Genomic DNA, 26,344 nt, shown 5'->3' with positions numbered 1-26,344 from the left:
TTTAAGAGTCAGCAAAATAACGGACACGCGGTTAGGGTATCTCTTTCACGCGCTTCCCAGTCTTATCATTCGGAATTCGTTGACCGTTACAGTTTCCCATACAACTTCACATACTTCTGAACCATTTCTTCTACATAAAAATGAGTTACAGAATCAAGCGCATTAGCTTTCAGCTTATTCCTTAAATCATCATTTGATACCACTTCCATGATTTTGTGGGTAAACTCTTCTTCATTCTTTGCGTCACTCAGTAATCCCGTTTCCCCATCAGTTACGATCTCTCGAATGCTTGGTAAATCACTCGCGATTACCGGAACACCTACTTGCATGGCTTGCAATAGGGTAGTAGGAAACCCTTCCGATAACGACGGGAAAAAGAGTACGTCAAGCGCTGTAATCCAGGATTGTATGTTGGCTTGAAATCCTGGGAGAAAGACCCTACTTGAAAGTCCTAACAGATTAATTTGAGCTTGTACGGTCTCTTTTAGCTCGCCATCACCAATCCATAGAAAACAACAATTTTTGTATTTGGCAAGTACTGCCCTGGCTGTCTCTAAGAATACCTCAGGGTTCTTCTCCTCCGTTACCGCAGCTACATAACCAATGACTTTTCTGTCCCTCGTTTCAGGAATGAGTTGGTCTAGCTCAATGGGTACGACAGGTTCTGGTTTTTCAATGGCACTGTGAATGACCTTAATATTTATATCAGGAAGTTGTTTTTGTAAGACATTGGCTGAAGCTTGAGAGACACAAACCACCTGATCGGTTTTTCGGTATTTGAATTTGGAAAAAAAGTTACTGCCAATCGGAAATGAAGTTCGCTTGGTACAAATGACCGGCCTATTACAGCCTAGTAGTTTAGCCAGTATGGCAATGGATTGAGCCTTTGGCGTATGACAATGGATCAGGTCCGCTTGTCGCGCCAGTTTTTTCAAACGAAGTGCCGCTTTGAAATCAAATCCATTCTTAATGGACAGGTCTACTACTTCATGAGTACCCTCCAGGTGTCGGTTTAATTGCCCCCTCTGATCGCATGCAATGATGGAGTCTACATCCTTAGCACCGTAGTTGGTTAGCAATTCTACTTGCCTTTCACCCCCACGCCAGGACAGTTCACTATTGACATGCAATACCCGCATGGTTATCGGATGCGGTATTGAAGACCACCCATGAATGCCAGGAAGTTTCCGAAACCACGTTGGTCAAATCCTACCGCTCCTGTCCAGGTCAACGGAAGCTTTTCCATGTCTTTTTTCAACTCAAGGTAGAGGTATTGAGCATTGATGCCATTGCGAAAGAAATAAGTTCGATCTCTGTTCCAGCTACCGATAAAACCGCCATAAAACCCTGCGTAGGTGCCTTCATTTCTAGTGAAAGTGATCAGCATTTTGTAATCAAGGTCCAGAGGCACAATTTTTCCTTTGAAGCCGATGTGTTGTGCCTGAATTCGATTATTCACAATAAACTCTGCATCGAATGCTCGAATACCATTCAATTCGAATAGTCGGTCAGAGGTCAGGAACAGCGGATTGCCAATGGTAAATCCCTGATAAGTATTGCCTCTGGGAAATCCACGATTATTGTAGTAGGAGTCCCGGCCGCCATACTCAAGGTTGTTGTTGGTTTCGAATCTTATAATATCGAGAAATTCATCAAAAGTCAGGTTATCTCCTTGCGGTGGATTGCGGTCTAGCGCATCTTGACCTAACTCGTCGATGATGAACTGATCGTAATTCTCAATCGCTTGTAACTCTCCAAAATTGTAGCCTACATCGTTGATGATGGGATCGGGCAGTCCCGGTCCACTTTGATGGATTGTATTGATGTTTTCATAAAGAATCTCCGTAAGCCATTGCTGGTTTTTTAGCCTAACCCGAATTCCCAGCATGTAATCTTTATTACTCGCCGACCAATCCTTTATACTCGAGCCATCTGTCCAAGGTTGATGATAATAGAAGTCAAAGTCTGCTTCTGTTGTTTCAAGGCTTAACCCATAGTCGAAAATGCCAAAGTGTGCTCCGGCAGCATTAATTGAATCCCCGTTCACATTAGATGTGGAAGAACGTTGGCCCAGGAAAACTTCCAAATATTTGGTGGATTGCTTTTCACCGTTGAATTCTCCTCCAAAAAGCGCATTGTGCATGAATCCGATGTGAAAATTGATAGGAAGCTTTCGGGTGCGGATACTTGCATACTTTTCATGGTAAAGTGCATTGGAGACAGGTCGATCACTTTCGAGAATACCTTGTGAAAGTGCACCGCGGTATTGTAAATAGCCTTTTGTCCAGGGAACATCCGAATATTCCAGCACACCTAAAGTCACTTTGGGGATCGTGCGTGCATTCCTGCTGGCAAACATATGCCCGGTAGACAGATCGTCTGGGAAGTACTGGTTGTTGATTTCATTGAGGCCCATTTGCAAGGACCAGTTTTTCCATTGCAGATTGACATATGCTTCGTGTATGAATACATCGCTTGTATTGGCGATCCCATCAAACTCTGTAGAGACCTTAAAATTTTCACCGATGGAAAAAGGTCGTTTGATTTCCAGTCTGGAGTAGGCACTGCTTTCACCCGTAGGCAAAAAACCGTATCTATTGAAGGCCATCCAGTGAGGTAATGCTTTATCGATAACAGAAGCAGCCCCCATGGTTTCGACCATGAGTTTCAAGGAATCCTGAGCTTGAACAGCGAACCCGCTGAAACAAGTGAGTACAAACAGGAAAAATTTAATTGTTTTCATACGTGGTATCTTAGCGGTGGCAAACTTACCTAATGTAATTGCTACGACCTTACTTAAGGAACTATTAAGCGCACTTCTCGTACAATCATGTATCAACATGTATTTTGAAAAGAGAGGAAGAAATGCAGGTACTAGATATGGTAGACACACAAGCGACGCTTTCCGATGGAGAGGAAGAGCGTGGTACGAAATATACATACTCCGAAAAGGAGCGGCTTGAAATCTTTAACAACGAATTCATGCCTCACATCGACTCGATGTACAATTTTGCCTACAGGCTCTCATTTGATGATGACGACAGCAAAGACCTGGTACAGGACACTTACTTGAAGGCTTATCGATTTATCAACAGCTTTCAGCGAGGGACCAATGCCAAGGCCTGGTTGTACCGGATCTTGAAAAATAGCTTCATCAATGAGTTCAGGAAGAAAGGAAAAGAACCTTCTAAGGTCGATTATCAGGAAGTAGAGAACTTCTACAACTCAGATGATGTTGACGATACCAGAACGGTAGACCTTCGGGTAGATACGGTGAAAGATATGATCGGTGATGAAGTGACGAATGCACTGAATTCATTGGCCATAGATTTTCGAACTGTGATCATCCTTTGTGACCTTGAAGGGTTTACCTACGAGGAAATGGCGAAGATATTGGACATTCCTATAGGAACAGTACGCTCCAGGTTACACCGGGCGCGAAACCTCCTGAAGGAAAAGCTGAATACGTACGCCTCTTCAATGGGATTTGGTAATAATTGATTAGTTAGATAATGGAAGAAAATAAGGAAGGGAGATCAGAATGCAAGGATTCGTCTGAATGTGAAAAATTTCTGAGTCTGGTCAATTTAATGCTCGATAACGAAGCTAATCAGCAAGAAGAACAATATATATCCGATCACATTGAAGAATGTTCGCCATGTTTCAAGCAATTGGAACTGGAAAAACAACTCCGTGAAACGCTGAAAAGCAAAATAGCGCACAAAGAAGTGCCATCGGAGCTTGTAGATCTCATCAAGACTAAGATAAAATCCTTAGCTTAGCGGCCTTAAAAATTTGAATGGAAGGGATTCCCTTCCATTCACTTTGATAATGGCTATGAGCGAAGGCAAGGCTTTGATCTTTTCAGCACCTTCTGGTGCAGGCAAAACGACGATTGTCAGACACCTGATGTCGATCACTTCGGAACTGGATTTCTCCATTTCTGCCACTACACGGGCGCCGCGCGAAGGCGAACAACACGGAAAAGACTATTACTTTCTTGATGCCGAGGATTTTCGTCAGCGAATTGATTCCGGCCAGTTCCTCGAATGGGAGGAAGTGTATGAAGGCACCTATTACGGTACGCTGAGATCGGAACTGGATAGGATCTGGAATGCAGGAAAGCATGTCGTGTTCGATGTGGATGTAGAAGGTGGGTTGAACCTGAAAAAAGAGCTAGGAGGGCAAGCCATGGCCGTTTTTGTGAAAGTCCGGGATCTTGAGGTACTGCGTGGCAGACTAAAAAAGCGCGGATCAGAAACAGAAGAAAGCCTGGACCGGCGTGTCAAAAAGGCTGCCATTGAAATGAGCTATCAAGATCGTTTCGATTTTGTATTGATCAACGACGACCTGGATCAGGCCAAACAACAAGCAGAAAGAGAAGTGATCACCTTTATTCGATAGCCATGGAAATTGGTTTGTTTTTTGGCTCATTCAATCCCATACACGTTGGACATTTGGTGATTGCCAATGTTGCTTACCAAACGACAGACCTGGATCAGGTTTGGTTTATTGTCTCTCCTCAGAATCCATTCAAAGCGAACAAGAACCTACTGCACGAATTTGATCGCATCGATATGGTACGTGCAGCGATTCATGATCAATACCATTTTCAGGCTTCCGATATTGAATTCAACATGCCCAGGCCCAGTTATACCATCGACACCCTGGTGCGATTATCCGAAAAATATCCCCAACACAAATTTCATCTGATCATCGGAGAGGACAACCTCGCAAGTTTTCCAAAGTGGAAAAACGCGCATATGATCCTCGAGAACTATGGGTTAGTGGTATATCCGCGGATCAATAGCAAACCTTCGGAATTGAAGGATCATGAAAAAGTAAAATGGATCGACGCGCCACAGATCAATATTTCTGCCACATTAATTCGCAAGTTGGTTAGCAAGGGGGGATCCCCGAAATATCTGGTCACAGATCCGGTACTGGAGATCATCGAAGGCCGAAAACTGTTTTTAGATTGATCAAACCAACGACACCCGTGAGGTAGACAATTAGCAGTCATCGTCACTAAAAAACGGTGAATACCTATCATTTATCTAATTTTACGGGCAATTGTTGAGGGTTTGAACCGAATCCTTTGACTTTTTTGAAAATTCACCGATTAAGATATATGAACGCCTTCAAGAAATTATCGCTGGTTTTAACGGGATTGATGTTGTCTTTTCAATCATTTAGCCAGGCTGAGTACACTTTTACGGACGGGACATTCACAGACTCCAGGGATGGTCAAACCTACAAGACCATCAGTTTCAAGCTTGACAAAGGTGGTGGAGTATTCGTTGAGCGAACCTGGTTTGCTGAAAACCTGAATTATAATGTCAAGGGTTCTTATTGCTACAATGATGAGCCTGCGTATTGTGAAAAATTTGGTCGGCTGTACAACTACAAAGAGGCCATAGCGGGTTGTCCGGAAGGATGGCATTTACCTACCATCGATGAATGGGTGCATTTATTCGATCATTTTGGGGGCAGACATCATGCAGGAGAAGTCCTCATAGAGGGCGGCGGAAGCAACATGCACATGCTGTACGGAGGCTTTGGCGAACCTGGCCATATTTTCAAAGACATTACGATCAGTGGCAACTGGTGGGACTCTGAAAGAAAAGGAGGGGAGGCCGCAGGGATCATTACGCTCGAGAAAGATTCTGGGGAAATCTTCCATGAAGTGATCGGAGATTATCACCGACTGAGCAGTCGCTGCGTCAAATTCCACGCGGATTAAAATAAAAAACTCCGTGTCTTTTGATGAGCACGGAGTTCTAAAACCTTTACGTAGAAGGTGCATTAAATCTTATTCAGCATTAGATCGTCATGATATCTTCTTCCTTCTGAGATAGAATATCATCTATTTTCTTGACATGTGCATCCGTCATCTTTTGCACTTCATCTTCAGCGTCTTTGATCATATCTTCGGAAGCTCCATCTTTTAATAACTTCTTCAAGGAGTCATTGGTGTCCTTTCGAGCGTTTCGAACACTGATTTTGCCATTTTCCGCTTCTGCCTTAGCCTGCTTTACCAGTGCTTTGCGTCTTTCCTCTGTCAAAGCAGGGATATTGATCCGGATCAGTTCGCCATCGTTCTGAGGGTTGAATCCTAAATCACTGTTGATGATCGCTTTTTCAATTTCCTGGATCATGTTCTTTTCCCAGGGCTTGATGGAAATGGTCCTTGCGTCAGGCGTGTTGACCGTGGCTACCTGGTTGATCGGGGTAGAATTACCGTAATAATCAACGGATAAGCTGTCCAGCATATTTGGACTTGCCTTACCTGCCCGGATCTTTCCTAATTCTACGACCATGTGAGACACGGACTTATCCATGGATTCCTGAGCATGTTCCAGATAAAAATCTATTTCTTCCATTGCTTATTTGATTAATGTACCAATTTTCTCACCCTCAATCAGTCGATCCAGATTGCCAGGGCGATTCATATCGAAAATGATGATGGGCAGATCATTTTCCTTGCAAAGCGTAAAAGCCGTCATGTCCATCACGTTCAATTCTTTCTGGTATACTTCGTCGAAAGAAATGTTATCATATTTTGTGGCCTTCGGATCTTTTTCCGGGTCTGCAGTATATACACCATCGACGCGTGTACCTTTCAGTACCACTTCTGCTTCTATTTCTATGGCTCTCAAACTTGCTGTCGAGTCTGTCGTGAAGTAAGGATTACCCAATCCCGCACCAAAGATGACGATCCGACCTTTCTCCAGGTGTCTGATGGCTCTTCTGCGAATGAAAGGTTCGCAAACCTTTTCCATTTCAATACCACTCATTAACCGTGTATACATGCCGTTTTTTTCCAGCGAGCTTTGTAGTGCCATGGCATTTATTACGGTGGCCAGCATGCCCATGTAGTCACCCTGTACCCGGTCGATCCCGGCACTTTCGGCCTGAACCCCTCTAAATATATTGCCACCTCCGATAACGATGGCAAGTTCTACTCCTTTATCGTGGACTTTTTTGATTTCCTGTGAATATTGTTCCAGCCGATTCGGGTCAATTCCAAATTGCTGATCGCCCATCAAGGCCTCGCCGCTAAGCTTCAGTAGTAGTCTTTTATATTTCATACAGAACTAAGGAGGAAAATCTCGGCCACAAATATATAATTAGTTGGCACTATGCCTTTTTGTAAAATCAGAATTTGATCAAAGTGTCATTCTTTTGGACCACACTTCCAGGTGTAGCCACAATCTCAGTAACAGTTGCTGCCGAAGTAGCTCTAATGATGTTTTCCATTTTCATGGCTTCCAATATTAATATAGGATCATTCGCTTCGATATCTTGTCCTTCTTTCACCAGGATATCCACAATTGTTCCGGGCATTGGTGCCTTAATTTCTGAAATACTGCTCTTGGCATCTTCCTGATAGCCGATTTTTTCAAATAGATCGGCCAATCTTTCACGTTTTTCAATTTTTATTTCAACACCATCAATATTTAATATTCGGTAGCCGGGTTGTTCTTCGACTACCCATATTTCGAAGGTTTGATTCCCGTTTGAGACCACCGCATGATTGCCTTCGAGAGACAATAACTCCACAGATTGATCAGATTCGAAGATTTTGGCATTTTTTGCCTGAAGATCGACGGTATAATTTTTTTCGTTGATGGTATAGGAATAAGACATGTTTGGATCAATATTATTGAGTAGCTCGGACAAAGATCAAAAATATTTATTGAACTTTTTAATCAGTAATGGATTCAAAATTTGATTAAAATAAAAATCCATATAATTTTGCAATCCCTTTTTCGCACATGTGGAAAAGAGAGTTCTTTGGGGGGATACCAAAGCGGCCAACTGGGGCAGACTGTAAATCTGCTGACTTATGTCTTCGTAGGTTCGAATCCTGCTCCCCCCACGTATTGAGGAAGTAATGATGAGGGTGTTGCTCTGACAAGGAGCTGACACCTGTTCGTAAAGTAAAAAGCGGGTGTAGCTCAGTTGGTAGAGCGACAGCCTTCCAAGCTGTAGGTCGCCGGTTCGAACCTGGTCACCCGCTCAATTTTCGTTCAGGACTTTCATGGTTCCCGAATTTTTGCCTCCTTGATCTGTTCTGTCAGGTCAATGCCATCTTTCTTTATTCCTATTGAATAAGAGGAGGCGATTCCTGCAAGCCGACGTAGCTCAGGGGTAGAGCGCTTCCTTGGTAAGGAAGAGGTCACGGGTTCAATTCCCGTCGTTGGCTCTCAATAGAACGCTATTAGAAAAGAATTATTTAAGATTATAATAGACTAATTTAAAAACCGAGGATTATCAAATATGGCAAAAGAAACCTTTGATCGTTCCAAACCACACGTAAATATCGGTACTATTGGTCACGTAGATCACGGAAAAACTACGTTGACTGCTGCTATTTCTTCAGTACTTGCGGGCAAAGGCCTTGCAGAGCAAAAAGACTTCTCTGCGATTGATAATGCTCCGGAAGAAAAAGAAAGAGGTATCACCATTAACACTTCTCACATTGAGTACCAAACTGACGCTAGACACTACGCTCACGTAGATTGTCCTGGTCACGCGGATTATGTGAAGAATATGGTTACTGGAGCGGCGCAAATGGACGGTGCGATCATCGTTGTAGCTGCGACTGACGGTCCTATGCCTCAAACTAGAGAGCACATCCTGCTTTCTCGTCAGGTAGGTGTACCTGCACTTGTAGTATTCATGAACAAAGTTGACCTTGTTGATGACGAAGAGCTTTTGGAACTTGTTGAAATGGAAATCAGAGAATTGCTTTCTGATTACGATTTCCCAGGTGATGACATTCCTGTTATTCAGGGTTCTGCTCTTGGCGCATTGAACGGCGAAGCTGAGTGGGTAACTAAAGTAGAAGAATTGATGAATGCTGTGGATGAGTACATTCCTCTTCCTGAGCGATTGATCGACAAAGACTTCTTAATGCCTGTTGAAGACGTATTCTCTATCACTGGTCGAGGTACTGTTGCAACTGGTAGAATCGAAAGAGGTGTAATCAACTCTGGAGACGCTGTTGACATCATCGGTATGGGAGCAGAAGATCTTAAGTCTACTGTAACTGGTGTTGAGATGTTCAGAAAGATTTTGGACAGAGGTGAAGCAGGCGATAACGTAGGTCTGTTGTTGAGAGGTATTGAGAAGTCTGAGATCAGAAGAGGTATGATTATCTGTAAGCCTGGTTCAGTAACTCCTCACGCTCACTTCAAAGCAGAGGTTTATGTGCTTTCAAAAGAAGAAGGTGGACGTCATACTCCATTTTTCAATAAATACCGTCCTCAGTTCTACTTGAGAACAACTGACGTAACTGGAGAGATTGTTCTTCCTGATACTATTGAGATGGTAATGCCTGGTGATAACGTCACAATTGAAGTGAAGTTGATCAACCCTGTAGCCCTTGAAAAAGGATTGCGATTTGCGATCAGAGAGGGTGGTAGAACCGTAGGTTCTGGTCAGGTTACCGAGATTCTTGACTAAGAAATAAATAACACAATGACGCTCGGAGATTTTCTTCGAGCGTTTTTGTTGTTTTGAAGTTATTTTTTTCTAAATTTGCAGCCCTTTTGGGGCGCTGTTTTACGGGTGTAGCTCAATTGGTAGAGTAGCGGTCTCCAAAACCGTTGGTTGGGGGTTCGAGTCCCTCCTCCCGTGCATTTATAAAATTATTATGTCGAAGTTAGTAGAGTTCGTAAAAGATTCCTACCAGGAAATGATAAGCAAAGTGTCCTGGCCAAAATACTCTGATCTGCAGAACAGTTCAATTTTGGTGTTGGTTGCTTCAATTATCTTTGCCCTATTTATAGGAGCGATCGATTACGGTTTCGACAATTTGCTTACGTGGTTCTACGACGAGTTCTAATTATAGGTCATGGCTGAATATAAGTGGTACGTCGTTCGAGCAGTAAGCGGACAAGAAAAAAAGGTAAAGACTTACCTTGAAAATGAGATTTCCAGAAGAAAGATGGAGGAAGCCATTCCTCAGGTTCTGATCCCTTCAGAGAAGGTTTATGAAATGAGAAATGGTAAGAAAAGAGTTCGAGAAAGAAACTTCTTTCCCGGATATATTCTTGTTTCTGCCGATTTGACAATTGGAGAATCTCAACATGTAATCACTGAAATACCTGGGGTAATAGGCTTCCTGGGTGCCGGGGGCATGGGTGCTTCCAAAGATCCGGTACCGCTGCGCCAGAATGAGGTGAACCGAATACTTGGAAAAGTCGATGAGATCGAAGAGTATGAGGAGAAATTGGATACTCCTTTTATAGTAGGGGAATCTGTCAAAGTAATGGATGGACCATTCAGTGGGTTCACAGGTACGGTGGAAGAGGTGTTTGAAGATCGCAAGAAGCTTAATGTTACGGTTAAGATTTTTGGAAGGAATACACCTGTTGAGCTCAATTATATTCAAGTAGAAAAACAGGATTAAAAAGACGATGGCAAAGGAAATATCCGGTTATCTGAAATTGCAAGTAAGGGGTGGAGCCGCAAATCCATCACCACCGGTAGGCCCGGCGTTGGGAGCGAAAGGTCTCAACATCATGGAATTCTGCAAGCAATTTAATGCGCGTACGCAGGAAAAGCAAGGCCAGTTGTTACCGGTTTTGATTACTATTTATGCAGACAAGTCTTTTGACTTTGTTATCAAGACCCCTCCTGCAGCAGTAATGATCATGGAGTCCATTAAGTTGAAGAAAGGTTCACCCGAGCCTAACCGAAACAAGGTTGGATCAATCTCCTGGGATCAGATCAAAGAGATCGCTGAAGTAAAAATGCCTGATTTGAATGCATTTGAAGTAGAGTCAGCGATGAGAATGGTAGCTGGTACTGCCAGAAGTATGGGGGTTAAAGTTTCAGGTACAGCTCCTTGGAGCTAAAACAAGACATTGATGGGTAAGTTAACCAAGAATCAAAAAGCGGCTTTAGAAAGATACGATCCTACCAAGGAGTATTCTATAGAAGAAGCTGCCAAGATCGTAAAAGACATTACGTTCACCAAATTTGATGCATCAGTAGACATTGATGTCAGATTAGGTGTGGATCCAAGAAAAGCGGACCAAATGGTTCGTGGAGTAGTATCTCTGCCTCATGGTATTGGTAAAGATGTGACCGTACTTGTGCTTTGTACGCCTGACAAGGAAGAAGAAGCAAAAGCTGCCGGAGCAGATCATGTTGGACTAGATGACTTCATCAGTAAGATCGAAGGTGGCTGGACTGACATTGACGTGATCATCACCATGCCAACTGTAATGGCGAAAGTAGGTAAACTGGGACGAGTATTGGGACCAAGAGGCTTGATGCCTAACCCTAAGTCCGGAACAGTGACCATGGACATTGCGAAAGCAGTAAAAGAGGTGAAGGCCGGTAAGATCGATTTCAAAGTAGATAAGTTTGGAATTATCCACACCAGCATTGGTAAAGCATCTTTCGATGCTGATAAGTTGAAGGAAAATGCATTGGAGATGATCAACACCATCAACAAGCTCAAGCCTTCTTCTGCGAAAGGAACGTATTTCAAATCAATTCACTTGTCCTCTACCATGAGTACTGGTGTGTCAATCGATAAAGCTAGTGTCCCTGGCGCATAAGTTATGACAAGAGAAGAGAAAGCACAGATCATTGCTGAGCTGACGGACAAGCTCAACGAGAATAGCCACTTCTACATTACTGATACGTCAGGGTTGACTGTGGCTGAAGTAAATAAATTTCGAGGAATGTGTTTCAAAGAAGGTGTAGAATACCGGATTGTAAAGAACACATTGATTCAAAAAGCGCTGGAAAATCTCGAGGCGGATTATACAGAGATGTATGACGTCTTGAAAGGAACTTCCGGGATCATGTTCTCCGTGGAGAACGGAAAAGCTCCTGCGAAGATCATCAAGGATTTCAAAAAAGGAGATCCTGAACAGCGCCCTGCGTTTAAGGCTGCTTCCATAGATACAGATATATTTTTAGGAGAAGACCAACTTGAAGCACTTACTAAGATCAAATCTAAGCAAGAGCTCATTGGAGACGTCCTTACCTTATTGCAATCCCCTGCTAAGAATGTTATCGCTGCACTTCAGAGCGGTGAGCAGAAGATAGCGGGTATTGTTAAAACACTTTCAGAAAAAGAATAAAAATTAGAATTTTAAAGATCTAGAATAATGGCGGATTTAAAAGAATTTGCAGAACAGCTTGTTAACCTTAGTGTTAAGGACGTAAACGAGCTTGCTAACATCCTAAAAGAGGATTATGGTATCGAGCCTGCTGCTGCAGCTGCTCCTGTTATGGTAGCTGGTGCTGGTGGAGAAGGTGGCGGAGACGCTGCTGAAGAGAAGACTGAATTCGATGTAATCTTGAAAGCTGCTGGAGCTTCTAAGCTTGCTGTTGTTAAGCTTGTGAAAGAACTTTCAGGACTTGGTTTGAAAGATGCCAAAGAATTGGTAGATGGTGCGCCTAAGCCTGTTAAAGAAGGTGTAGCGAAAGATGAAGCTGAGGCCATTAAAAAGCAGCTTGAAGAAGCTGGCGCTGAAGTCGAATTATCTTAATAACACGACATATTTTCAAAAATAGACCTGGCTCCCAGCCTCAACTGGGATCAGGTCTTTTGCTGTTTGTATATACACAACAGCACAGATTAATTTCTAACAAAAAATTGTAAGCCTTGGCTAACGTTGTAACAACCAATCGGATCAATTTCTCATCTATAAAATCCGTTATAGATTACCCTGATTTCCTAGATGTACAACTTAAGTCGTTTGTCGACTTCTTTCAGTTGGATACTCCGGCTGAAAATCGTGAGACAGAAGGACTTTATAAAGTATTTAAGGAAAATTTCCCCATCACGGACTCCAGAGAAAACTTCGTCCTTGAATTCATTGATTATACAGTGGATCCGCCTAAATACTCTGTGGAAGAGTGTATTGAGCGGGGGCTTACTTATTCTGTGCCTCTGAAAGCAAAGCTGCGACTGCTTTGTAATGATGAGGACAATGAAGATTTTGAAACCATCGAGCAGGAAGTGTTCCTTGGTAATATTCCTTACATGACTGCTAAGGGATCTTTCGTAATCAATGGAGCGGAACGAGTGATCGTTTCACAGCTACACAGATCTCCGGGAGTATTCTTTGCTCAGAGCAAGCACACCAATGGTACGCTGCTCTATTCAGCACGGATCATTCCTTTCAAAGGGTCATGGATCGAATTTGCGACAGACGTGAACAACGTCATGTACGCGTACATCGATCGTAAGAAAAAATTCCCGATCACTACCCTGCTTCGTTCAATCGGATACGGTTCAGATAAAGATATTCTAGATCTGTTTGGCCTTTCTGAGGAAATTGAAGCCAAAGAATCTGAACTGAAAGCCATTGTCGGAAGACGATTGGCTGCAAGGGTTTTGAGAACCTGGACAGAGGATTTTGTGGATGAAGATACTGGTGAGGTAGTTTCTATTGACAGGAATGAAGTAGTTCTTGAGCGGGATTCTATCATTTCTGAGGATGACATTGTGACCATCCTTGATTCAGGATCTAAATCTGTTATCCTGCACAGAAAAGATGTGAACATCACTGATTACTCAATCATCTACAACACCCTTCAGAAGGATAACTCCAACTCTGAAAAAGAAGCGGTTGAGCAGATTTATCGACAGTTGAGAAACACAGAGGCACCTGATGAGCAGACTGCCCGTGACATCATCCAAAGCTTGTTCTTCAGTGATAAGCGATATGACCTGGGTGAAGTTGGTCGATACAGAATCAATAAAAAATTAGGACTGGATGTTCAGTTCGACAAGAGAGTGCTTACTACTGAGGACATCATCCTCATTGTGAAGTATCTGATTGGATTGATCAACAGTAAAGCAGTGGTTGATGATATTGACCACTTGAGTAACCGACGTGTACGTACTGTAGGTGAACAGCTTTATTCTCAGTTCGGTGTTGGTCTGGCCAGAATGGCAAGAACGATCCGGGAGAGAATGAACGTTCGTGACAATGAAGACTTCAAACCAGTTGACCTGATCAACGCAAGAACTTTGTCTTCTGTGATCAACTCCTTCTTTGGTACCAACCAGCTGTCTCAGTTCATGGATCAAACTAATCCACTGGCAGAGGTAACGCACAAAAGAAGAATGTCTGCCTTAGGGCCTGGTGGTCTTTCCAGAGAAAGAGCCGGTTTCGAGGTTCGTGACGTTCACTACACGCACTACGGTCGACTTTGTACGATTGAGACGCCAGAAGGTCCAAACATTGGTCTGATTTCTTCTCTTTGTGTGCATGCGAAAGTGAACCCTATGGGATTCATTGAGACACCTTATAGAGAAGTTGATCAGAAAACTGGAGTAGTAGACATGTCAGGAAATGTAAAATACCTGACCGCTGAAGAAGAAGATACATACAACATCGCCCAGGCAAATGCGCCTTTGAAAGACAGTGGAGAATTTGTAAACGATAAGATCAAAGCAAGATTCGAAGGTGATTTCCCTGTGGTAGGACCAACGGATCTTAAATACATGGATGTTGCGCCAAACCAGATTGTATCTGTAGCGGCATCTATGATCCCATTCCTGGAGCACGATGATGCAAACCGGGCCTTGATGGGATCGAACATGCAGCGCCAGGCGGTACCGTTGTTACGTCCTCAGGCACCAATTGTAGGTACTGGACTAGAGCAGCGGGTTGCTTTGGATTCAAGAACACTGGTTGTGGCTGAAGGCGATGGCGAGATTGTTTATGTAGATGCGGATCAAGTTACCGTGAAGTATGAACAGACGCCAGATCAGGAGTTGATCTCATTCCACGATGACATGGTGACTTACGAGTTCATCAAATTCCGTAGAACTAACCAGGACACTTGCATCAACCTGAGACCAATTGTAAGAAAAGGTCAAAAGGTTGTTAAAGGAGAGCCACTTTCAGAAGGATTTGCGACTGAAAAAGGCGAATTGGCACTCGGTCGTAACCTGCAAGTGGCTTACATGCCATGGCAAGGGTACAACTTCGAGGATGCGATTGTAATCTCTGAGAAAGTGGTTCGAGAGGATATTTTTACTTCCATTCACATCGATGAGTATGAACTGGAAGTACGAGATACCAAACGAGGTGAAGAAGAATTGACTTCAGAGATTCCTAACGTAAGTGAGGAAGCGGTGAAGAACCTCGACGAGAACGGAATCATCCGAATCGGAGCAGAGATCAAGGAAGGTGATATTTTGATCGGTAAGATCACTCCAAAAGGAGAATCTGATCCTACACCTGAAGAGAAACTGTTGAGAGCGATCTTCGGTGATAAAGCAGGTGACGTAAAAGATGCTTCTTTGAAAGCTTCTCCTTCACTAAGAGGAGTAGTAATCGATACCAAGTTGTTCGCTCGTCCTAAGAAAGACAAAGACTTGAGAGCTCGATCTAAGAAAGAGGTAGAGATCCTGAAGAGTACTTATAGCAAGCAATTGTTGGAAGTAAGAGGGCAGATGATCAGCAAGATGACTGCTCTGTTGGAAGGAAAGACCTGTCAGGGGATCAAGCACAAGTTCGGTGAGGAGGTAATGTCGAAAGGCGTTAAGTTCTCCAGAAATAATATCGAGCAGAACCTGTTCCCTCCGAAGAACATCTATAGAGATGAGAGTACTTACAACGTACCTGAAGAGGCGAACTTGATCAGTGACCTGAGCATTGATAGCTGGGTTGATGATTCAGAAGTGACCGAAGGAGGTTCCAAGACCAATGATCAGGTATTAGCCCTTATTAAGAAATTCATTGGTAAACGAAACGAAATTGCTGGAAACTTCAAGCGTGAGCGATTCACACTGGAAGTAGGAGATGAGTTGCCTGCAGGTATCGTGAAACTGGCCAAAGTATACATCGCTAAGAAGCGTAAGCTGAAAGTAGGTGATAAGATGGCGGGTCGTCACGGTAACAAAGGTGTGGTTGCCAAGATCGTAAGAGAGGAAGATATGCCTTTCATGGAAGATGGAACTCCGATGGATATCGTACTGAACCCACTGGGTGTACCTTCGAGGATGAACATCGGACAGATCTACGAAACTGTATTGGCATGGGCAGGATTGAAGTTGGGTAGAAAATACGCTACTCCGATCTTCGATGGTGCTTCCGAAGAAGATGTACAAAGCGAATTGAGAGAGGCTGGATTGCCATCTTTCGGACGTACGTACCTCTACGATGGTTTGACAGGAGATATGTTTGACCAGCCAGTAACGGTAGGTATCGCGTACATGCTGAAACTAGGTCACCTGGTAGATGATAAGATGCACGCAAGGAGTATCGGACCTTACTCGCTTATTACGCAGCAGCCTCTTGGAGGTAAAGCGCAATTCGGGGGTCAGCGTTTCGGGGAGATGGAAGTATGGGCACTGGAAGCATTTGGTGCGGCACACGTCCTTCAGGAGATCCTTACCATCAAGTCGGATGACGTGATCGGTAGAGCGAAGGCCTATGAGGCAATTGTTAAAGGTGAGAACATGCACAAGCCGAACATTCCTGAATCATTCAATGTACTGGTTCATGAATTGAGAGGTTTGGCCCTTGAAATCACCCTTGACTAATCATTTTTAATCACCGTCCGAAAGGACACTTTCGATAGATTTTGAATTATGGCATTCAGAAAAAATAAAAAACTGACCAACGACTTCTCGAAAGTCACCATTAGCCTGGCTTCTCCCGAATCAATTCTGGAGAGCTCTCATGGTGAAGTGACTCAGCCGGAAACCATCAACTACCGGACTTATAAGCCGGAAATGGGTGGTCTTTTCTGCGAGCGAATTTTCGGTCCTGTTAAGGACTGGGAATGTCATTGCGGGAAATACAAGAGAATTCGTTACAAGGGTATCATTTGCGACCGATGCGGTGTTGAAGTAACTGAGAAAAAGGTGCGTCGTGAGCGAATGGGTCATATCGAATTGGTAGTACCAGTAGCTCACATCTGGTATTTCAGATCGTTGCCCAACAAAATCGGTTACTTGTTAGGTCTTCCTACCAAGAAACTGGATCAGATCATCTACTATGAGCGTTACATCGTAATCCAACCCGGTGCAAAAGAAGAAGATGGTGTGAACAAACTCGACTTCCTGACAGAAGATGAGTACCTGGACATCCTGGATAAGTTGCCACGTGAGAACCAAATGCTGGACGATAGCGATCCGCAAAAGTTCATCGCGAAAATGGGAGCTGAAGCATTGGAAATGTTGTTGGCAAGAACGGAACTGGACGAATTGTCGTATCAGCTTCGTCACCAGGCAGCTACCGATACTTCGCAGCAACGAAAAGCAGAAGCATTGAAGCGATTGAGAGTTGTTGAGGCTTTCAGAGATGCCAGAACCCGAATTGAGAACAAACCTGAGTGGATGGTGATCCGAATGGTGCCAGTAATTCCACCGGAATTGCGTCCATTGGTGCCCTTGGATGGTGGTCGTTTTGCGACTTCTGATTTGAATGACCTTTACAGAAGAGTGATCATCAGAAACAATCGTCTGAAGCGACTGATCGATATCAAAGCACCGGAAGTGATCCTTCGAAATGAGAAGAGAATGCTTCAGGAAGCAGTTGATTCCTTGTTCGATAACTCCAGGAAAGTAAATGCGGTAAGATCTGATGGAAACCGCGCCTTGAAATCTTTGAGTGACATGCTTAAAGGAAAGCAAGGACGATTCCGTCAAAACCTACTTGGTAAAAGGGTAGATTACTCTGGTCGTTCAGTGATCGTTGTAGGTCCTGAATTGAAAATGCACGAGTGTGGTCTTCCTAAGTCCATGGCAGCGGAACTTTTCAAGCCTTTTATTATCAGAAAGCTGATCGAAAGAGGGATTGTTAAGACCGTAAAATCTGCAAAGAAAATCGTAGATCGCAAAGATCCGGTTGTTTGGGATATTCTGGAAAATGTATTGAAAGGACATCCTGTTTTGCTTAACCGGGCTCCTACGCTACACCGATTGGGTATCCAGGCATTCCAGCCAAAACTGATCGAGGGTAAAGCGATCCAGTTGCACCCACTCGTATGTACAGCATTTAACGCTGACTTTGACGGTGACCAGATGGCGGTACACGTTCCTCTTGGACACGAAGCAGTATTGGAAGCTTCTCTGTTGATGCTTTCTACGCACAATATCCTGAACCCTGCGAACGGAGCACCTATCGCGGTACCTTCTCAGGACATGGTATTGGGACTTTATTACGTGACCAAAGGAAGAAAGAGCACAGAAGAAGAGCCTGTAGCAGGAGAGGGGATGACCTTCTACAATGCTGAAGAGGTGATCATCGCGCTTAATGAGAAGACCATTTCTAAGCACGCACATATCAAAGTAAGAACCAAGGTTCGAAATGAAGAAGGTGAGCTTGAAGATAAAGTGGTCGACACAGTAGCAGGACGAGTTCTGTTCAATCAGTTCATTCCTGAGGAAGTAGGATACGTCGATGCCCTACTGACGAAGAAGCAATTGCAGAAAACCATTGCATTGGTATTCAAGATCTCCGGAATGGCCAGAACGGCACACTTCCTGGATGATATCAAGCACCTTGGGTTCCAGATGGCCTACAAAGGCGGTCTTTCTATGGGACTTGGTGACATCAACATTCCTTCAGCCAAAGAAGAGTTGGTTGCAGAAGCGAAAGCTGAAGTGGATGTGGTATGGAACAACTACTTGATGGGATTGATCACGGATAATGAGCGATACAATCAGGTAATCGATATCTGGACAAGAACCAATACACAGCTGACATCAACTTTGATGCAGCAGCTGGAAGAAGACAAGCAAGGATTCAACTCTATCTATATGATGATGCACTCAGGAGCCCGGGGCTCAAGAGAGCAGATCAGACAGCTTGGAGGAATGAGAGGGTTGATGGCCAAGCCTCAGAAAAACTTGCAAGGTTCCGTAGGTGAGATCATTGAAAACCCGATCCTTTCCAACTTTAAAGAAGGACTGGATGTAATCGAGTACTTTATCTCTACTCACGGTGCACGAAAAGGTCTTGCAGATACAGCACTTAAAACAGCGGATGCAGGTTACCTGACACGTCGTTTGGTGGATGTGGCGCAAGATGTAGTGGTGAACGAAGAAGATTGTGGTACACTCAGAGGACTGAATGTGTCAGCGATCAAGGACAATGAGGAAGTGGTAGAATCCCTTTCTGAAAGAATCCTCGGTCGAGTTTCTGTTCACGATATCTATGATCCTATTTCTGATGAGTTGATCATCGCATCAGGTGATGAGTTCACCGAAGAGATTGCGGATCAAATTGATACGACAAGCATTGAAGAAGTAGAAATTCGTTCTGTACTGACTTGCGAAACCAAGCGAGGTGTATGTGCGAAATGTTACGGTCGTAACCTGGCAACAGGCAACATGGCCCACAATGGAGAATCTGTTGGAGTGATCGCCGCACAGTCCATTGGAGAGCCTGGTACGCAGCTAACGTTGAGAACCTTCCACGTAGGGGGTACTGCATCTAACATTGCTGTGGATGCTAATATCAAAGCTAAATTCTCTGGTACTGTTGAATTTGAAGAACTCAGAACAGTAAAATCTGTTGATGAGGACGGAAACGACATCCAGGTAGTAATGGGACGTTCCGGTGAAATCAAGATTGTAGACGAGAAGAAACAGCAGATTTTGATCAGCAACCACGTTCCTTACGGTGCCATGCTGAAAGTGAAAGATGGAGATAAAGTAGATCAAGGTGCTGAACTTTGTAACTGGGATCCATACAATGCGGTAATCCTTTCTGAGTTTGATGGTGAGATTGATTTTGATGCAATCATCGAAGGCATCACTTACAAAGAAGAGTCGGATGAGCAGACGGGTCACAGAGAGAAAGTGATCATCGATACCAAGGACAAGACGAAGAACCCTGCCATTGTTGTCAATGGTAAGTCTGATACCAAGTCATATAACATTCCTGTGGGTGCCCACCTTGCAGTGGACAAAGGAGATAAGATCAAAGCGGGTCAGGTACTCGTTAAGATCCCTAGAAAAACAGGTAAGTCCAGAGATATTACAGGGGGTCTACCTCGAGTTACTGAGCTTTTTGAAGCACGTAACCCGTCTAACCCAGCTGTAGTAACTGAAATTGATGGTGTAGTAACCTATGGTGGTATCAAGCGTGGTAACAGAGAGATTTTCATCGAGTCGAAAGACGGTGTGAAGAAGCGTTACCTGGTGCCATTGTCTAAGCACATCCTTGTTCAGGACAATGACTTCATCAAGGCCGGTGAGCCACTTTCAGATGGTGCGATTACGCCAGCAGATATCCTTTCTATCCAGGGACCTACTGCAGTGCAGGAGTATCTGGTGAATGAAATTCAGGAAGTGTACCGACTGCAAGGTGTGAAGATCAACGATAAGCACATTGAGGTAATCGTTCGTCAGATGATGCAGAAAGTGATCATCATTGATGCTGGAGATACCAACTTCTTGACGAATCAAGTAGTGGATCGTTTCGCCTTTATGGAAGAAAACGATGAGATCCTTGATAAGAAAGTGGTTGTAGACGCGGGTGATTCTGAGTCACTTCGTCCGGGACAGATAATCACCAGTAGAAAACTTCGTGATGAGAATTCTAACCTGAGAAGAAGAGACCTTAAGGGTGTAGAAGTGAGAAATGCGGAAGCGGCGGTTTCGAAACCAACACTTCAAGGTATCACGCAAGCATCTTTGGGAACTGAATCATTCATTTCTGCAGCTTCCTTCCAGGAAACGACCAAAGTATTGAGTGAAGCATCTATTCGAGGTAAGTCTGATAGCTTGATGGGCTTGAAGGAAAATGTGATCGTTGGTCATTTGATCCCTGCAGGTACCGGACAGAGGAAATTCGAGAACTACATCGTTGCTTCTAAAGAAGAGTACGACACCATGGTTACTTCCAGAGAGGAGTTCGCTAGAACAAGAGAATACGTTGCCGAATAAACATGGCAGATAAAGACGAAAAGAAGCCCAATCAGTTGAACATTGAATTGACTGAAGAAACTGCCGAAGGCACTTATGCCAATTTGGCAATGATTGCACATTCCAGTAGTGAGTTTGTGATTGACTTCATTCGATTGATGCCAGGTGTTTCCAAAGCAAAGGTGAAATCCAGAATTGTGATCACACCTGAGCACGCAAAGCGATTATTAATGGCTTTGCAGGAAAATGTGGTCAAGTATGAGGCGAATTTTGGTTCGATAAAACAAGCCGAGGAGCCACCAAAATTCCCAATGAATTTTGGTGGCACTGTTGGTGAAGCTTAAATAGAGAAAATTAAATTGGGATAAAAGCTTAGAATCTCTATCTTTGCGTTCCCAAAAAATTGAGGTATAGAAAATAGAATTATAAAATATGCCAACTATCCAACAATTAGTCCGAAAGGGAAGGAAGAAGTTGACGTCTAAATCAAAGTCTCCTGCATTGGACTCCTGTCCACAAAGAAGGGGAGTTTGTACAAGGGTTTACACGACAACACCTAAGAAACCAAACTCAGCAATGAGAAAGGTAGCTAGGGTAAGGTTGACCAACTCAAAAGAAGTTAACGCATACATCGGTGGAGAAGGTCACAACCTTCAGGAACACTCAATTGTATTGATCAGAGGTGGTAGAGTAAAAGACCTTCCTGGAGTAAGATATCACATCGTTCGTGGCGCGTTGGATACCGCGGGTGTGAGCGGTCGATTGCAAGGTCGATCAAAGTATGGTGCTAAGAAACCAAAAGAGAAGAAATAAGAATTTTAGTTTTTAAATAATGAGAAAGGCTAAACCTAAAAAACGATACATCCTGCCGGATCCCATCTATTCGGATACATTGGTCACCAAGTTTGTGAACATGATGATGGAGGATGGTAAAAAAAGTATCGCTTACAGTATTTTCTACGGAGCTGTTAAAATCGTAGAGGAGAAGACAGGTGAGAATGGTTTGGAAACCTGGAAAACTGCTTTGAGTAACATCAGTCCTTACGTGGAGGTGAAAAGCCGACGTGTAGGAGGAGCAACATTCCAAGTTCCAATCGAGGTTCGGCCTGATCGTAAAATCTCTTTGGGAATTAAGTGGATGATTCGTTACGCTCGTACAAGAGGTGAGAAGACGATGAGAGAGAGATTAGCGGGCGAGATCATCGCAGCTTCCAAAGGTGAAGGAGCTGCAATCAAGAAAAAGGACGATACGCACAGAATGGCGGAAGCTAACAAGGCGTTTTCACATTTTAGATTCTAAACTTAATTAAGCTTACCTATCACTAATGGCGAAAAGAGACTTACGCTTTACCAGAAACATCGGTATTGCAGCGCACATTGATGCTGGAAAAACCACCACCACTGAGCGGATCCTGTACTACACAGGAGTTAGTCATAAAATCGGAGAGGTACATGATGGTGCTGCCACCATGGACTGGATGGAGCAGGAGCAGGAGCGTGGTATCACGATCACTTCCGCTGCAACGACCGTATTCTGGCCTTACAAAGGCGATGAATATCACATTAACATCATTGATACTCCAGGTCACGTTGACTTTACTGTTGAAGTAAACCGATCGTTACGAGTATTAGACGGATTGGTTTTCTTGTTTAGTGCGGTTGATGGTGTTGAGCCTCAGTCTGAAACTAACTGGAGACTTGCTGATAACTACAAAGTAGCTCGAATCGGATTCGTTAACAAAATGGATCGCGCAGGTGCTGACTTCCTGAATGTTTGTAAGCAAGTAAAAGAAATGTTAGGTACCAAAGCGGTGCCTTTGCAATTGCCTATCGGAGCAGAAGACACTTTCAAAGGTGTAGTTGATTTGGTAGAGAACAAGGCAATTGTCTGGAACGAAGACGATAAGGGAATGACTTTCGAGGAAGTTGAAATCCCTGCCGATATGGCCGACGAAGTTGAAGAGTATCGAGGAAATCTCGTAGAAGCTGTAGCTGAATACGACGAAGAATTGCTCGAGAAATACTTCGAAGATCCTGATTCAATCACCAGAGATGAAATCGTTGCAGCCTTGAGAGCAGCTACCATCGATTTGGCTTTCGTGCCAATGATGTGTGGTTCTGCCTTTAAAAATAAAGGTGTGCAAACCATGCTCGATTATGTAATGGAGCTGTTGCCATCTCCTCTGGATAGAGATAACATTAAAGGAACTGATCCTGATTCTGAAGAAGAAGTGACAAGAAAGCCAGATCCTACCGATCCTTTCTCAGCGCTTGCTTTCAAAATCGCGACTGATCCATTTGTAGGTCGACTTTGCTTCGTTCGTTCTTATTCAGGAATGTTGGATTCCGGTTCTTATATCTATAATACAAGAACCAGTAAGAAAGAGCGTATCTCTCGTATCTTCCAGATGCACGCTAACAAGCAAAATCAAATTGATCAGCTTCATGCTGGTGACATTGCCGCGGTTGTTGGTTTCAAAGACATCAAAACAGGAGATACACTTTGCGATGAGAAGAACAAATTGGTTCTTGAATCAATGGACTTCCCTGATCCGGTAATCGGATACGCGATTGAGCCAAAGACTCAGGCGGATGTCGATAAATTGGGTATCGCAATCGCGAAACTAGTAGAAGAAGATCCGACACTTCAGGTAGAAACTGATCACGATACAGGTCAGACCATCTTGAAGGGTATGGGTGAGCTTCACCTGGACATCATCATTGATCGATTGAAGCGTGAATTCAAAGTAGAGATCAATCAGGGTGCACCTCAGGTGGCTTACAAGGAGACGATCCGATCTACGGTTGAACACAAAGAAGTTTATAAGAAGCAAACTGGTGGACGTGGTAAGTTTGCCGATATCGTTTTTGATCTTGGTCCTCAGGATGAAGATTACGAAAAGGAAGGTCTCCAGTTTAAGAATGATATTAAAGGTGGTGTAATTCCTCGAGAATTCATCCCTGCTGTTGAGAAAGGCTTCAAAGATGCCATGGCTAATGGTCCTCTTGCTGGATTCCCTATCGATAGCATGAAAGTAAGATTGCACTTTGGATCCTTCCACGATGTGGATTCTGATTCACTGTCTTTCGAACTTGCTGCCCGTCTTGGTTTCAAAGCAGCTGCTGCTAAAGCAAAGCCTGTGATCCTGGAGCCTGTGATGAGTGTAGAAGTTGTAACACCTGACGAGTATACCGGTTCTATCACTGGTGACCTCAACAAAAGAAGAGGTATCATGAAAGGAATGGATACCAAAGGAAACTCACAGGTAGTTAAAGCCGACGTGCCACTTTCAGAATTGTTTGGTTATGTGACGGATCTGAGAACAATGAGTTCAGGACGAGCAACTGCTTCCCTGACCTTCTCTCACTATGATCCTGTTCCTAACAACATTTCAGAAGAGGTGATTGCTAATGTAAAAGGCCAACCTGCCTAAAATTGAGTTGTCATGAATCAGAAAATTAGAATAAAGCTTAAATCTTACGACCACAATCTGGTAGACAAATCTTCAGAGAAAATCGTGAGAGCGGTAAAAACTACTGGTGCGGTAGTAAGCGGACCTATTCCACTTCCTACTGAGAAGGAAAAGTTTACTGTACTACGTTCACCTCACGTGAATAAGAAGTCCAGAGAGCAGTTCCAACTGTGCACCTACAAGAGATTGGTAGACATTTACTCAAACAGTGCAAAAACTGTTGACGCATTGATGAAGCTTGAGCTTCCAAGTGGAGTAGATGTAGAGATCAAGGTGTAGTTTTTACTCCATAAGAGTATACAAAAAGAACCAGCGAGAGTTGGTTCTTTTTTTGTGTCGAAAGACGAACCAAATATTTGGTTTAGGTTGAGGAATTGCTATCTTTGCAGTCCTTTTCCGAAAATGGAAATAGAGGGGTTTAATTAATAATAAAACGCAGAATGCCTGGAATAATTGGAAGAAAAATTGGTATGACCAGCATTTACAACGAGGCGGGCAAAAATATTGCCTGTACAGTCGTTGAAGCGGGACCCTGTGTCGTTACGCAAGTAAAGAATCTGGAAACTGACGGTTATAGAGCTGTTCAGCTTGCCTATGGCGAACGAAAAGAGAAAAATACACCTAAGGCCTTGAAGGGACACTTCGCTAAAGCCAAAACTACACCCAAGCAAAAAGTGGTGGAGTTTAGGAAGTTTAGAGATGAGTTTGCTGAGCAAATTGCCTTAGGAAACACCATCACTGCTGATGAGGTTTTCTCTGAAAATGATTTCGTTGACGCTATCGGTACCTCAAAAGGTAAAGGATTCCAGGGAGTTGTAAAGAGACACGGTTTCGGTGGTGTAGGTCAGAGTACGCACGGTCAGCATAACAGGTTGAGAGCACCTGGTGCGATTGGAGCATGTTCATTCCCAGCTCGAGTTTTCAAAGGATTGAAAATGGCGGGTCGTACGGGAGGAAACAGGGTCAAAGTCTTGAACCTGAAAGTAATGAAAATTTATCCCGAGAAGAATTTGTTGCTGGTGAGTGGTTCCATTCCTGGTGCAAAAAACTCTTTCGTAATACTGGAAAAGTAATCATGAAATTAGCAGTAATTAATTCGAACGGAGAAGATACCGGCAGAGAAATTGAGTTCAAGGACGAAGTTTTCGGTATCGACCCAAATAGTCATGCAGTGTACCTGGATGTGAAGCAATACCTTGCTAATCAGCGTCAGGGAACAGCCAAGACGAAAGAAAGAAACGAAATCGCAGGATCTACGAGAAAGATCAAAAAGCAAAAAGGAACAGGTACCGCACGTGCAGGTTCTTTGAAAAACCCGATTTTCCGAGGTGGGGGAACCATTTTTGGTCCACAACCACGTGATTTTGGCTTCAAGCTCAACAAGAAAGTTAAGCGCCTTGCTCGACGTTCTGTTGTAGCGCAGAAGATCAAAGACAATCAGGTGAAAGTTTTGGAAGATTTCAGCATGGAGTCTCCTAAAACTAAGGAGTTTGCTGGCATCCTGGACAAATTGTCTATTGGTGGCGACAAAGCACTCTTTGTGGTAGCAGTTGAAAATAGGAATGTATCGCTTTCAAGTAGAAATATTCCTAATGCGAAAGTGATCTCTATCGATGAGATCAATACTTATGATTTGATCAATACTGACGTTCTTGTATTCTTCGAGAGCTCAGTAGAAACACTAACTAACCGGTTGAACTAAGAGAAATGGGAGTTCTAATCAGACCACTCGTTACTGAGAAATTTTCTGCTTTGAATGAGCATGGCAAGTATGGATTCGTAGTTGCTAAAAGCGCGAACAAAGTAGAGATCAAGAAAGAGGTTGAGAAGACCTACGGAGTAACAGTAGAGGATGTCAATACCATGATTCATCCGGGAAAAAGTAAGTCCAGATATACCAAGTCAGGTGTTATCAGCGGAAGCTCGCCTATGTACAAGAAGGCTATCGTGAAAGTTGCTGACGGGGACATCATTGATTTTTATAGCGAAATATAATAGA

27 protein-coding genes and 4 tRNA genes are annotated in these 26,344 nt (G+C 43.6%); 26 read left to right on the top strand and 5 right to left on the bottom strand.

Annotated elements, in window-relative coordinates:
• Positions 1 to 86: 86 nt before the first annotated feature.
• Positions 87 to 1,139 carry a glycosyltransferase gene (locus R8G66_14685; protein ID MDW3193615.1) on the bottom strand — a complete coding sequence of 351 codons (1,053 nt, stop codon included), beginning with the start codon at positions 1,137 to 1,139 and terminating at the stop codon, positions 87 to 89.
• Positions 1,140 to 1,141: 2 nt separating this feature from the next.
• The gene (locus R8G66_14680) at positions 1,142 to 2,743 is read right to left on the bottom strand and encodes a capsule assembly Wzi family protein (GenBank protein MDW3193614.1); all 1,602 of its coding nucleotides are present in this window, start codon (positions 2,741 to 2,743) and stop codon (positions 1,142 to 1,144) included.
• 137 nt (positions 2,744 to 2,880) lie between these two features.
• Between R8G66_14680 and R8G66_14675 the strand changes: the two genes are divergently transcribed.
• The 5 genes from R8G66_14675 (at position 2,881) to R8G66_14655 (ending at position 5,743) form a co-directional block, all read left to right on the top strand.
• Positions 2,881 to 3,501 (top strand): sigma-70 family RNA polymerase sigma factor, encoded by a 621-nt coding sequence (locus R8G66_14675; GenBank protein MDW3193613.1) that lies wholly within the window; start codon positions 2,881 to 2,883, stop codon positions 3,499 to 3,501.
• A gap of 11 nt (positions 3,502 to 3,512) precedes the next feature.
• On the top strand, positions 3,513 to 3,782 hold the full coding sequence (locus R8G66_14670; GenBank protein ID MDW3193612.1) for an anti-sigma factor: 270 nt from the start codon (positions 3,513 to 3,515) through the stop codon (positions 3,780 to 3,782).
• Between the two features lie 55 nt (positions 3,783 to 3,837).
• Entirely contained in the window at positions 3,838 to 4,404 is a 567-nt protein-coding gene (gene gmk / locus R8G66_14665; protein MDW3193611.1) for a guanylate kinase, read from the top strand.
• Between the two features lie 2 nt (positions 4,405 to 4,406).
• Positions 4,407 to 4,982, top strand: a complete 576-nt coding sequence (gene nadD / locus R8G66_14660) for a nicotinate (nicotinamide) nucleotide adenylyltransferase (GenBank protein ID MDW3193610.1) — start codon at positions 4,407 to 4,409, stop codon at positions 4,980 to 4,982.
• A gap of 149 nt (positions 4,983 to 5,131) precedes the next feature.
• Positions 5,132 to 5,743, top strand: coding sequence for an FISUMP domain-containing protein (locus R8G66_14655; protein MDW3193609.1), 612 nt, complete (start codon positions 5,132 to 5,134; stop codon positions 5,741 to 5,743).
• A gap of 79 nt (positions 5,744 to 5,822) precedes the next feature.
• Here the strand turns inward: R8G66_14655 and frr are convergent, their stop codons facing one another.
• The 3 genes from frr to R8G66_14640 form a co-directional block, all read right to left on the bottom strand.
• The gene (frr, locus tag R8G66_14650; protein MDW3193608.1) at positions 5,823 to 6,383 is read right to left on the bottom strand and encodes a ribosome recycling factor; all 561 of its coding nucleotides are present in this window, start codon (positions 6,381 to 6,383) and stop codon (positions 5,823 to 5,825) included.
• A gap of 3 nt (positions 6,384 to 6,386) precedes the next feature.
• Positions 6,387 to 7,091, bottom strand: a complete 705-nt coding sequence (gene pyrH, locus R8G66_14645; protein MDW3193607.1) for a UMP kinase — start codon at positions 7,089 to 7,091, stop codon at positions 6,387 to 6,389.
• 67 nt (positions 7,092 to 7,158) lie between these two features.
• Positions 7,159 to 7,683, bottom strand: a complete 525-nt coding sequence (locus tag R8G66_14640; protein ID MDW3193606.1) for an acetyl-CoA carboxylase biotin carboxyl carrier protein subunit — start codon at positions 7,681 to 7,683, stop codon at positions 7,159 to 7,161.
• A 116-nt stretch (positions 7,684 to 7,799) separates the two neighbouring features.
• Here R8G66_14640 and R8G66_14635 point away from each other — a divergent pair.
• The 21 genes from R8G66_14635 (at position 7,800) to rplW (ending at position 26,340) form a co-directional block, all read left to right on the top strand.
• Positions 7,800 to 7,882 (top strand) — tRNA-Tyr (locus R8G66_14635).
• 68 nt (positions 7,883 to 7,950) lie between these two features.
• Positions 7,951 to 8,023: transfer RNA gene (locus R8G66_14630), tRNA-Gly, on the top strand.
• A gap of 114 nt (positions 8,024 to 8,137) precedes the next feature.
• Positions 8,138 to 8,209, top strand: a tRNA-Thr gene (locus R8G66_14625).
• Positions 8,210 to 8,283: 74 nt separating this feature from the next.
• The gene (tuf, locus tag R8G66_14620; GenBank protein MDW3193605.1) at positions 8,284 to 9,471 is read left to right on the top strand and encodes an elongation factor Tu; all 1,188 of its coding nucleotides are present in this window, start codon (positions 8,284 to 8,286) and stop codon (positions 9,469 to 9,471) included.
• 101 nt (positions 9,472 to 9,572) lie between these two features.
• A tRNA-Trp gene (locus tag R8G66_14615) sits at positions 9,573 to 9,645 on the top strand.
• Between the two features lie 16 nt (positions 9,646 to 9,661).
• Positions 9,662 to 9,853 carry a preprotein translocase subunit SecE gene (secE, locus tag R8G66_14610; GenBank protein MDW3193604.1) on the top strand — a complete coding sequence of 64 codons (192 nt, stop codon included), beginning with the start codon at positions 9,662 to 9,664 and terminating at the stop codon, positions 9,851 to 9,853.
• A gap of 9 nt (positions 9,854 to 9,862) precedes the next feature.
• Positions 9,863 to 10,420 carry a transcription termination/antitermination protein NusG gene (gene nusG / locus R8G66_14605; protein MDW3193603.1) on the top strand — a complete coding sequence of 186 codons (558 nt, stop codon included), beginning with the start codon at positions 9,863 to 9,865 and terminating at the stop codon, positions 10,418 to 10,420.
• Positions 10,421 to 10,427: 7 nt separating this feature from the next.
• Positions 10,428 to 10,868, top strand: a complete 441-nt coding sequence (gene rplK / locus R8G66_14600) for a 50S ribosomal protein L11 (GenBank protein MDW3193602.1) — start codon at positions 10,428 to 10,430, stop codon at positions 10,866 to 10,868.
• Between the two features lie 12 nt (positions 10,869 to 10,880).
• Positions 10,881 to 11,579, top strand: coding sequence for a 50S ribosomal protein L1 (gene rplA, locus R8G66_14595; protein ID MDW3193601.1), 699 nt, complete (start codon positions 10,881 to 10,883; stop codon positions 11,577 to 11,579).
• Between the two features lie 3 nt (positions 11,580 to 11,582).
• Positions 11,583 to 12,110: a 50S ribosomal protein L10 gene (rplJ, locus tag R8G66_14590; GenBank protein ID MDW3193600.1), complete on the top strand. Its 528-nt coding sequence runs from the start codon at positions 11,583 to 11,585 to the stop codon at positions 12,108 to 12,110.
• A 27-nt stretch (positions 12,111 to 12,137) separates the two neighbouring features.
• Positions 12,138 to 12,521, top strand: coding sequence for a 50S ribosomal protein L7/L12 (gene rplL / locus R8G66_14585; GenBank protein ID MDW3193599.1), 384 nt, complete (start codon positions 12,138 to 12,140; stop codon positions 12,519 to 12,521).
• Between the two features lie 116 nt (positions 12,522 to 12,637).
• Positions 12,638 to 16,537, top strand: coding sequence for a DNA-directed RNA polymerase subunit beta (gene rpoB, locus R8G66_14580; GenBank protein MDW3193598.1), 3,900 nt, complete (start codon positions 12,638 to 12,640; stop codon positions 16,535 to 16,537).
• A gap of 48 nt (positions 16,538 to 16,585) precedes the next feature.
• On the top strand, positions 16,586 to 20,893 hold the full coding sequence (gene rpoC, locus R8G66_14575) for a DNA-directed RNA polymerase subunit beta' (GenBank protein ID MDW3193597.1): 4,308 nt from the start codon (positions 16,586 to 16,588) through the stop codon (positions 20,891 to 20,893).
• A gap of 2 nt (positions 20,894 to 20,895) precedes the next feature.
• Positions 20,896 to 21,216, top strand: a complete 321-nt coding sequence (locus tag R8G66_14570; protein ID MDW3193596.1) for a DUF3467 domain-containing protein — start codon at positions 20,896 to 20,898, stop codon at positions 21,214 to 21,216.
• An 88-nt stretch (positions 21,217 to 21,304) separates the two neighbouring features.
• Positions 21,305 to 21,685 carry a 30S ribosomal protein S12 gene (rpsL, locus tag R8G66_14565; protein ID MDW3193595.1) on the top strand — a complete coding sequence of 127 codons (381 nt, stop codon included), beginning with the start codon at positions 21,305 to 21,307 and terminating at the stop codon, positions 21,683 to 21,685.
• A 19-nt stretch (positions 21,686 to 21,704) separates the two neighbouring features.
• Entirely contained in the window at positions 21,705 to 22,172 is a 468-nt protein-coding gene (rpsG, locus tag R8G66_14560; protein MDW3193594.1) for a 30S ribosomal protein S7, read from the top strand.
• A 25-nt stretch (positions 22,173 to 22,197) separates the two neighbouring features.
• Entirely contained in the window at positions 22,198 to 24,306 is a 2,109-nt protein-coding gene (gene fusA, locus R8G66_14555) for an elongation factor G (GenBank protein ID MDW3193593.1), read from the top strand.
• Between the two features lie 12 nt (positions 24,307 to 24,318).
• Positions 24,319 to 24,624: a 30S ribosomal protein S10 gene (gene rpsJ, locus R8G66_14550; protein ID MDW3193592.1), complete on the top strand. Its 306-nt coding sequence runs from the start codon at positions 24,319 to 24,321 to the stop codon at positions 24,622 to 24,624.
• A gap of 161 nt (positions 24,625 to 24,785) precedes the next feature.
• Positions 24,786 to 25,418, top strand: coding sequence for a 50S ribosomal protein L3 (rplC, locus tag R8G66_14545; protein MDW3193591.1), 633 nt, complete (start codon positions 24,786 to 24,788; stop codon positions 25,416 to 25,418).
• A gap of 2 nt (positions 25,419 to 25,420) precedes the next feature.
• Positions 25,421 to 26,047 (top strand): 50S ribosomal protein L4, encoded by a 627-nt coding sequence (gene rplD / locus R8G66_14540; protein MDW3193590.1) that lies wholly within the window; start codon positions 25,421 to 25,423, stop codon positions 26,045 to 26,047.
• 5 nt (positions 26,048 to 26,052) lie between these two features.
• Positions 26,053 to 26,340, top strand: a complete 288-nt coding sequence (gene rplW / locus R8G66_14535) for a 50S ribosomal protein L23 (GenBank protein ID MDW3193589.1) — start codon at positions 26,053 to 26,055, stop codon at positions 26,338 to 26,340.
• Positions 26,341 to 26,344: the final 4 nt, after the last annotated feature.

The sequence above is a fragment of the Cytophagales bacterium genome (assembly GCA_033344775.1).
Taxonomy (GTDB): domain Bacteria; phylum Bacteroidota; class Bacteroidia; order Cytophagales; family Cyclobacteriaceae; genus JAWPMT01.
Note: the sequence above shows the minus strand (reverse complement) of the source record. Positions and strands in the feature narration are given on the sequence as shown.